Source organism: Bizionia saleffrena (assembly GCF_008086175.1).
GTDB classification, from domain to species: Bacteria; Bacteroidota; Bacteroidia; order Flavobacteriales; family Flavobacteriaceae; genus Bizionia; species Bizionia saleffrena.
In genome coordinates this window covers 81297-90517 of record NZ_VSKM01000011.1, presented here as the reverse complement: position 1 = coordinate 90517, position 9221 = coordinate 81297, and the positions used below count along the sequence as shown (strand labels likewise).

General features: G+C 33.5%; 10 protein-coding genes. 6 read left to right on the top strand and 4 right to left on the bottom strand.

Annotated features, from left to right (window positions below):
* Window positions 1–781: gliding motility-associated C-terminal domain-containing protein (locus ES676_RS11405; RefSeq protein ID WP_148370460.1), on the top strand; the 781-nt coding region annotated here is incomplete at its 5' end.
* Window positions 782–1125: 344 nt separating this feature from the next.
* On the opposite strand, the gene ES676_RS15115 is transcribed toward ES676_RS11405, so the two are convergent.
* Together ES676_RS15115 and ES676_RS15110 are read right to left on the bottom strand one after the other, a co-directional pair.
* On the bottom strand, window positions 1126–1497 hold the full coding sequence (locus ES676_RS15115; RefSeq protein ID WP_246130351.1) for an SDR family oxidoreductase: 372 nt from the start codon (window positions 1495–1497) through the stop codon (window positions 1126–1128).
* Between the two features lie 74 nt (window positions 1498–1571).
* Window positions 1572–1802, bottom strand: a complete 231-nt coding sequence (locus ES676_RS15110; RefSeq protein ID WP_246124561.1) for a hypothetical protein — start codon at window positions 1800–1802, stop codon at window positions 1572–1574.
* 357 nt (window positions 1803–2159) lie between these two features.
* Here ES676_RS15110 and ES676_RS11395 point away from each other — a divergent pair, with 357 nt between their 5' ends.
* The 5 genes from ES676_RS11395 (at window position 2160) to ES676_RS11375 (ending at window position 6556) form a co-directional block, all read left to right on the top strand.
* Entirely contained in the window at window positions 2160–2927 is a 768-nt protein-coding gene (locus tag ES676_RS11395) for a sigma-70 RNA polymerase sigma factor region 4 domain-containing protein (protein WP_148370459.1), read from the top strand.
* A gap of 297 nt (window positions 2928–3224) precedes the next feature.
* Complete coding sequence (locus tag ES676_RS11390) at window positions 3225–3674, top strand: pyridoxamine 5'-phosphate oxidase family protein (protein WP_148370458.1); 450 nt, start codon at window positions 3225–3227, stop codon at window positions 3672–3674.
* Between the two features lie 349 nt (window positions 3675–4023).
* Window positions 4024–4806, top strand: a complete 783-nt coding sequence (locus ES676_RS11385; protein WP_148370457.1) for an MlaE family ABC transporter permease — start codon at window positions 4024–4026, stop codon at window positions 4804–4806.
* Window positions 4803–5564, top strand: a complete 762-nt coding sequence (locus ES676_RS11380; RefSeq protein ID WP_148370456.1) for an ABC transporter ATP-binding protein — start codon at window positions 4803–4805, stop codon at window positions 5562–5564. The genes ES676_RS11385 and ES676_RS11380 overlap by 4 nt, the downstream gene beginning before the upstream one ends.
* Window positions 5565–5566: 2 nt before the next feature.
* Window positions 5567–6556 carry an MlaD family protein gene (locus ES676_RS11375; RefSeq protein ID WP_148370455.1) on the top strand — a complete coding sequence of 330 codons (990 nt, stop codon included), beginning with the start codon at window positions 5567–5569 and terminating at the stop codon, window positions 6554–6556.
* A gap of 34 nt (window positions 6557–6590) precedes the next feature.
* Here ES676_RS11375 and ES676_RS11370 read toward each other — a convergent pair whose 3' ends face one another.
* Both ES676_RS11370 and ES676_RS11365 read right to left on the bottom strand, forming a co-directional pair.
* Entirely contained in the window at window positions 6591–7811 is a 1221-nt protein-coding gene (locus ES676_RS11370) for a metallophosphoesterase (protein ID WP_148370454.1), read from the bottom strand.
* Window positions 7812–8233: 422 nt separating this feature from the next.
* A complete protein-coding gene (locus ES676_RS11365; protein WP_148370453.1) occupies window positions 8234–9154 on the bottom strand; it encodes a mechanosensitive ion channel family protein in 921 nt (306 codons plus the stop codon).
* Window positions 9155–9221 lie beyond the last annotated feature (67 nt).

Genomic DNA, 9221 nt, shown 5'->3' with positions numbered 1-9221 from the left:
AACAGCGACGTTTAATAACGGTACTTGCGAATGGGTTGTAATAGGAACACAAGCAGCAGAACCAATCACAGAATGTTATGAAACGGCAACGTTTAATAATGATACGTGTATTTGGGAGGTAACAGGAGAACAATCAGCAGCACCAGCGACAGAATGTTGGGAAACAGCGACGTTTAATAATGATACTTGTAGTTGGGTTGTAACAGGAACACAAGAAGCAGCACCGACAATTGGTAATCAAACTGATTTATGCATTGATAATGATTTCGATTTTGATTTATTTAGTCTATTAGGAGGTGATTTTCAAACAGATGGTTCGTGGTCTGTAACTTCAGGAAATGCAACTATAAACGGAAGTATGTTTAATCCCTTTGAGTTGGAATTAGGTGTGCATACATTTACTTATTTTCAGAATACTACAGAATGTCCTAGAAATACAGAAGTTACAATTACTTTAAATGATGACTGCATAGTGTTAGGTTGTGGTGATGAAGTAATAATTTCTAAAGCGGTTACTGCAAATGGAGATCAATGGAATGAATATTTTACTGTAGAAGGTATAGAAGATTGTGGATTCACCGTTGATATTAAAATATTTAATCGATGGGGAGCTAAAATTTATGAATCTAGAGATTATAAGAACAACTGGAATGGATTTACACACAGTAACTCGGTTGGAGGTGCAGATAAAGTTCCGACGGGAACATATTATTACATTGTTAACCTAAAAGGGAGTGGTTTGAAGCCTCTAGTTGGTCCGATTTATCTAGGTACCAAATAATTAAACTATCATCAATAAGTTGGTTGTTGTAATAATATTGTATTAACCACACAGTTATCTACTGTGTGGTATTGAATGAAGATACTGCCAAATTTAACCATCTCTTGATAAATTGGGTTTGATGGAGAACCGTAAAGGGATTGTTAGCTAATCTATTTGTTACGTAGCATATTCTTGTTTAAGGCATATCTCAATATTAGTGCTATCGCGTCTGCCATACGTTAACAATCTTATCTCAAATTTGAGGGTGCCATTACTATTAAAATTGAAACTTGGAATTATTTCAAACCAAGATTCTGTAAGTTATCGGTTAGAGTTTAAACCTCACAATTACGTAAACGTAATTAGGATTGGTTGGCTTTTTTAATATTATTAATAACACCACCATCTAAAAGAATATTGGTGCCAGTAATTAATCTTGCGTCATCACTAATTAAAAAGCGAATAACATCGGCAATGTCTTCTGGTTGACCATTTCTTTTTAAAGGCGTTGCTTTTTTTATTAACGCCATTCTTTCTGGATGTTCTTCAGCTGCTTTTTTACCCCACTTATCTGCGTGTTTCTGAGTTAGAAATTGCACGCCACGTTTCGCGAAAATATACATTATATTAGAACTCTCATTTACGAATTTGCTAATCGTGTTGAATGAATCGACCTTTTTGGGATTAGACAAGGCAGCATAATAGTTGGCGTTTGTTGGTTCTGTATGAGACATCACTGAAGTTAGTAAAACTGCAGAAGAATTTTTCGTTGCTAATCTATAAAAGCCATCAATTAACAGCTCTGTGGCTAGCCAATCGATTGTAAAAACTTTTTTAAATCTTTCAAGGGTCCGCTTATACCAGCAGTATGAATTAGCGCTTTGAACAGCCCATTTCGGGATGTAAAATCTACAAGTTTCTCGATATCATCTTCATTCGTAATATCGCAAGGTGTTCCTTTAGCACTAAAACCTTCTTTTATAAGACTAGTAATCGATATATCAACTAATGCTTGTGAATAGTCGGTGATAATTAACAAATCCTTTTTTAGTACCCTTGCGCACTATAGAGCTATACCTCCGGCATCTTCAGTAATTACAATTACTCTTTATTGTGTTTTTATTTTAAAAAAAATAAGATTTAGCAGTAGAATCTAAAAGTGCTTTCATTTTTCCGTTCTAAAACTGATCTAGGTCATTGGACACCTTCTCTTTTAGTCTTAAATTTAATGAAAAGAGTTGCGTGTTTCAAAATTCAATATTTTGTAAAATTGAGCGATTTTTAAGTGATGTTTTACTTTTACAGGAGGGCTCTATACATAGAGTCTATCGCCTCTATCTGAAACAATAAATCACAATTTGTTACGTCGAATATAAATTACTTAAATAGAAAACTAATGAAGAGAAATATTTCATATTATCACGAAAATCATCTGCGCATTATTGCAAAAACAACATTTCCTAAACTGATTAAATCGAAAAAGGAAGGTGATAAAATTCATTTTAATCAGCATCTACTAAAAATTATGCCCGAATTGAAAATATATATCAAAGGACGGCTAGATGCAGCAATTAATAAAGGGGGCTTTCCTAAAGGAATGTACAAAGCTGACGATTTTATAGATCAACTCTTCATAGAGATTTATGACCATATAGAAACTATTACCGATGATAAGGATTTTTATCTCTGGCTTTTCAAAAAAACAAATGCCCTTTTAGAGGATGTAATTATTGAGGAAGAATTTGATGACTTTTTCTTTAAAAATATTGACGACTATTCGAAGCCTGAATGGGACGCTATGGAAGAAAACTTTAGTACTGACGGTGGAGGTGATTTAGTAATGATTGAAGAATTGAACGATAGTTCATATAATAAAAATGACTATACTTTGAACCACGTATTTATAGAAGATAACTTGAAAGCCCTTACTAATACTATAGATAAAGACTTAAATGAAGAAGCTCTAAGCCGTCATATTCAATTGGTTTTACATAATCTCTCGCTACCAATGCAAACGGTTTTTGAGCTCTCAACAAAACAACATCTTAGTTTACAAGATATTGCTGAAATAAGAAATGTTACGGTGGAAGAGGTGGATAAAATTTTGAGTAACGTAAGAAAAGCATTAGAATTAAGTTTGTTAAACAGGTATCCATCACGTTAAAAATGTGATAGGTTTTAAAGCGTAAAATTAGAAATATAGTGCCCATAAGACTTCTGTTATCGGCACTTAAATTGGTGATCGAGAAATGCGGACGCTTCAAGATTGTAAGGTTTTAAATGGTGCATTAGTTGTGTCTAACAGCCCGATACGAATATTTTTAAACACCTACCTCCGTAGCATACTAAATAGTAATAGAAGACCAAGTAAAGTGAGCATTTTTGGCTGATTTAAATCAGTTATAAAATTGTTTTTTTTACGTAACTTGATGCATAAGTGTAATTTATAACGTTAAAATATATGTTAGGAGAATTAAATAGTAGACAAATTGAATTTGTATTGCACAGTCTTATAATTGGAAGAATAGGCTGTCACGCCGATGGTAAAACCTATGTGGTTCCTATAACCTATGCTTATGACGGGAAATATATTTACGGACATACTACGGAAGGACTTAAGATTAATATGATGCGAAAAAACCCGATGGTGTGTTTTCAAGTTGATGTTATGGAAAATATGAGTAATTGGCGAAGTGTTATTGCTTGGGGAAAATACGAAGAATTAAAAACACGAGAAGAACGCCAAGAAGGTGTTAAGATACTGAGAGACTCCGTAATGCCCGTAATGACTGGTGATACTACCATTAAAAATTCTATGAGAGATTCTCATCAAAAAAGTAACGAAGCTATGGTAGGGGTCGTTTATAGAATAGAATTGAAAGATAAAACGGGACGATATGAAAAAATGTAGTAAAAAATAGATAAAATCGAGTCAGTTATTAGAGTAGAATCGTGACGGCATATGTTAAATAATAGCGCATACCCGTGGTGTTGAAATACAGTGTATTAGAGTTTAGTTTTTATTTCTTGGTTTTAGTTGGTAAAACCACATTTAGTCCCTTATTTACATTAGTAATGTGTTTTTATTCGATATCAAGAGTATTTGGAACACGATTATCAAAAGTCAATTAAAAGAGGTTTTATTTCTGTTTTGCATTCTTATATATAATATTATAAATTAATTGTTAGTCCCTAAGATGACGGTTATCATCTTAGGGTACGCAATAATCTTCTATTTTTGAACGAACCTAAAATTCGCAATGCATATTTTTACTAACATAAAATCCGCCTCAAAGTCCTTTTTTACCGAAATTGGAGAATTGTCGTTTTTTACCGTTCGATTTTTTAAAGATGTACTTAAACGTCCTTTAGAATTGAAAGAATTAGGACGACAATGCTATAATATGGGTAATCGCTCTCTCTTTTTGGTCTGTATTACTGGGTTTATAATTGGTTTGGTTATCACCTTGCAAACACGTCCCACTTTAATGGAGTTTGGTGCCGCAAGTTGGATGCCATCTATGGTGAGTATATCTATAGTTAGAGAAATTGGCCCTATCATTATAGCTCTGGTTTGTGCGGGGAGAATAGGTTCTAGTATTGGTGCAGAGTTAGGTTCTATGCGTGTTACTGAGCAAATTGATGCAATGGAAGTTTCGGGAACTAATCCGTTTAAATATTTAGTAGTAACGCGTGTTTTGGCAGTTACTCTTATGCTTCCTCTATTGGTTATTATCGGTGATGCCATAGCCTTATATGGCTCCTTTTTAATTGAAAACAGCAAAGGGAATGTCTCTTTTACACTCTATTTTAATCAGGTGTTTAATGCCTTAGAATTTGCCGATATTATACCAGCAACCATTAAAACATTCTTTTTTGGTTTAGCCATTGGTATAGTGGGGTGCTATAAAGGGTATTATTGTAAAAAAGGGACGGCCGGCGTTGGTAAGGCGGCAAATTCGGCCGTAGTCGTAGCTTCTCTGTTATTATTTGTAATAGACTTTATTGCCGTTTTTGTAACTGATATTTTCTTTGATTTATGATGGATAAAAAGCACATAACCGAACGTGACATTGTTTTAGAGATTAAAGACCTGCAAAAAAGCTTTGGAGATAACCACGTAATTAACGGTTTTAATTTAAAACTTTATCAAGGTGAAAATTTGGTGATAATGGGTAAATCCGGTTCTGGAAAGTCTGTAATGATAAAATGCTTAGTGGGCTTAATGGAATTAGATAGCGGCTCGATTTCTGTAATGGACAAAGATATTACTAATTTAGACCAGAGAGCTTTAGATATTTTAAGAGCAGATATAGGATTCCTTTTCCAAGGAAGTGCTTTGTACGATTCTATGACGGTACGAGAAAATTTAGAATTTCCCTTAAGACGTCATTCCGATAGATTTGATGAGACCAATACCGAAGCTATGGTTATGGAAGCGTTAGAGAGTGTTGGGTTAATCCACGCTATCGATTTAATGCCTTCAGAATTGTCTGGTGGAATGCAAAAGCGCGTGGCTTTGGCTAGAACCCTCATCTTAAAACCGAAAATTATGCTTTACGATGAGCCTACCAGTGGCTTAGATCCTATTACATCAAAAGAAATTATAATGCTTATGCAGGAGATTCAGAAAAAATATGGCACATCATCACTTATTATCACTCACGATGTCGATTGTGCTCGTGTTATTTCAGATAGAATGATTCTACTAATTGATGGTACCAATTATGCAGAAGGCTCATTTGCAGATTTATCTAAGCGTGAAGATCCAAAAATAAAAGCCTTTTTTAAAAATAAATAATTATGAAACATTCAAACTCACAAAAATTTAATTTAGGGCTCTTTGTAATTATTGGGATAATTCTATTTATTGCGGCGGTTTATCTTATAGGACAACGTCAAGATATGTTTAAGAAAACATTTACGATTAGTTCTTTTTTTCAGAATGTAAATGGTTTGCAAAACGGTAATAATGTGCGCTATGCTGGAATAAATATTGGTACGGTTAAAGGCATCTTAATGATTAACGATTCAACAATAAAAATAAATATGAGTATCGATGAGAAAATTATTACTCACATTAAAAAAAATGCTATTGCAACTATTGGATCAGATGGATTAGTAGGTAATATGATTGTGAATATTGTGCCAGGCAAAGGGGCTTCAGAGGTTATAAAAAATGGCGACCGTATTGAGTCTTACAGTAAAATCGGGCCAGAAGATATTTTAAACACGTTAAATACGAGTTCAGAAAATGCAGCGATATTGACTTCCGATTTGTTGAAAATAACAAAAAATATTACTCAAGGAGAAGGAACTATTGGCGTATTACTTAATGATACAACTATGGCAAAAGACTTAAAAATATCTATCGCTAGTCTTAAAAATGCAAGTTATGGTGCCTCTAACTCTATTCGTGAAGTAAATAAAATACTCTTAAAATTAAAAACTAACGACACCTCTGTGTTAGGCGTTTTGCTTAACGATACCTTATCTGGTGCTAAATTAAAAGCAATGGTAACTAATCTTGAAGCGTCTAGTGCGAAAATGGATAGTGTAGTAGATGCGGTTAACGCTGCTGTTTCAGACTTTAATTCTAGCGAGGGGGCGTATAATTACATCGTGCAAGACACCGCCTTAGTGAATAGTTTAAAATCTACATTACAGAATATAAATGAGGGTACAGACAAGTTTAACGAAAATATGGAAGCGCTTAAGCATAATTTTCTAACCCGAGGTTATTTTAGAAAGTTAGAACGCCAAGAAAGAAAAGCGGCGAAAAAAGAGAAGTAAGACGCAGTTATTGTATTTCGGGCTAAAGACTTAATTAAGTTTTCGTTTTTAATGCTATAAAAGTAATTTCTGGACGCATACCAATTCGAGCAGGGAACCCTAACCATCCCAAACCTCGATTAACATAAAGGTATTGAGATTTGTGTTGGTACAGGCCGGCCCAATGTTTAAACTTATATTTTATAGGACTCCATTGCAAGTTTTTATATTGAAATGCGGCCTGCATACCGTGAGTGTGGCCAGCAAGAGTTAACGTAATATCGGTTTTATCTATAACTTCCTCAGGCCAGTGTGTAGGATCGTGCGACAATAGAATTTTAAACGGAATGTTTTCAATATTGGCCATCGCTTTCTTTAAATCGCCATACTCCTTAAAGGCGGGTTTTCCCCAGTTTTCTATACCTATTATTGCTATTTTCTCAGTATCTTTTGAGATAACCTCAGACGCGTTTAGTAATAATTTAAAATTAATTGTCTTGAAAAAGTGTTGAATCGCCTCAAAATTCTCCTGCTTTAATTCTGGTGTTTCCCATTCGCTGTAATCGCCATAATCGTGATTACCTAAAATAGCATATTTTCCTTTTTTTGCTTCTAATTTTTTAAAAACGCTGTCCCACCCGCGTAATTCCCAAGCATAATTATTTACTAAATCGCCGGTTATAACAATATAATCGGGTTTTAAATTATTAATCTTTTCAATAGCACTTTCTAGTTTTTTATAGGCGTAATTGAAACTACCTAAATGCAAATCTGAAATTTGAACAATCGTTAATCCATCGAAAGATTTTGGTAGGCGTTTAGATTCTATTGTATGATGGTATACTTTAAATTTATAAATAGCTTTAAAAACACCATGTAAAATCACGAAAAAAGGTAAGAATCCTGAAAGCACTCCAATTATAGGAATTATAATTAGCGACTTGTTTTCAGAAAATAAGAAGTTGGTAAAATAGAGAATTGAGATTACAATAATAAAGACAAGCTTGGGGACAAAAGATAAAACACCAAGCCCATAAAACCTGGAAATAAGTAATTGCTTTCTTACTGGGCTAATAGCGTCTAAAGTAATTTTTAAAACTAAAATGGATACCACCAACCCCACAGTGAACAGCCAAAACATAGTGTATAGTAGTGTTTTAAAAATCACAGAATCTACAAAATGCATTATGGATTGCAACCAATAAAAGGCGGTGATATCTACTAATAATAGGGCAACACATAATAAAGTAATAGTTAAAAGAGAAAACGATTTCATAGTTGTTATTTTAGCGGTCCTATTTTTTGACACCTCTAAGATATGGCCTTAACAGGATACATCCTACTATCGTGGATATTCATTGCGTTGATTTTTTAATGGAACCTACAAAACATCAAAAGGTAGTCTAAAATGATATTAAATAACTTAGGTCGTCTATAATAATCAAAACTTGTAATCAAGGTTTTATCATGTATAGAGAGCAAATTGTAACAGGCGTAGAAGGTAGTCGGTTTTGAAATTTAAAATAAGCGCTTTGGTACGAGTAAGATAACATTAAGAAATAATAACTGAGAAATTAAAATTACAAAGACTATTAATGATGAACTCTGAAGTTTGCAAGCGCTATTTTTTAGAGTAACTAAATAATAAGTGTACTAACGCAGAGTAATAACGACTATAAACGGGAATTGAGTAATGTTCTATTCTTGCTTTGCGATATTTACTTTAACATCCAATTCTGGGATTTTAATAAGCTCAATGGTGGCAGACGCTAATACAATTTTACCTTCTGAATTTTCAAATTCTACTCGAATTCTATCACTTAAATGGTGTTTCACAGAGCGTCGTTTTTTAAAATCTACAATATACCTAAGGTTAAATTTAATCCAATTATCGGTAAGTGATACCGCTAAGGTCGGTTGTACTTCAGCATCTTCTATATAATATTTCTTAACGATACCTTCCCATTGTGATTTAGAATTAATTGTAAATTCCGATAGTATTTCAGAAGCTATTTTAATAACAATCGCTTTTGCCAAATCAATATCTGATCCATAGCGAATAGGTAAATCAAGTTCATCCCAAATAAACGGAAAATCTTGCGAGTAATTATAAACACCACCTTTAAAAACATAAGCATTACTCAACTTTACAATCCGACCGCTATAGTTATCGCCACTTATCCATCCTCCAATCTCCATCATGGTGGTGTACATACTATCCACATCAATAACATCGCCTTTAATATTATTAATTTCTATGCGATCTCCAGGTTGGTACACTTTAAATAAAAGAATATAAATAGAGCCGACAATACTCAAAATGAGCTCCTGCAAAGCAAAAGCCAACCCAGCGGTGATTACTCCTATAATAAGAGTCAAATCTTTAATAGAACCCGAAAAATAAGAGATTGCTAGCAAAAAAAGTAAAATATAGCCAAAAACCTCCGTGCCTTTTTGCGCTTTATACCGAATGGCAGTATTTGTTATTTTTCGTTTTAGATAGGCTCTTATTAATTGTATGCCTATTGTAACGACTAAAACAACAATCATAAACTTGAAAGCCATTAAAATAAAGGGATAATCATTAAACCAGTCTTGCATATTAGTTAGTTCTACCATTATATTTTTAAAGGAAGTGTTTTTAGAGTTCGAATATTTACTGGTTTTCGTAGTTACCTTATATTCT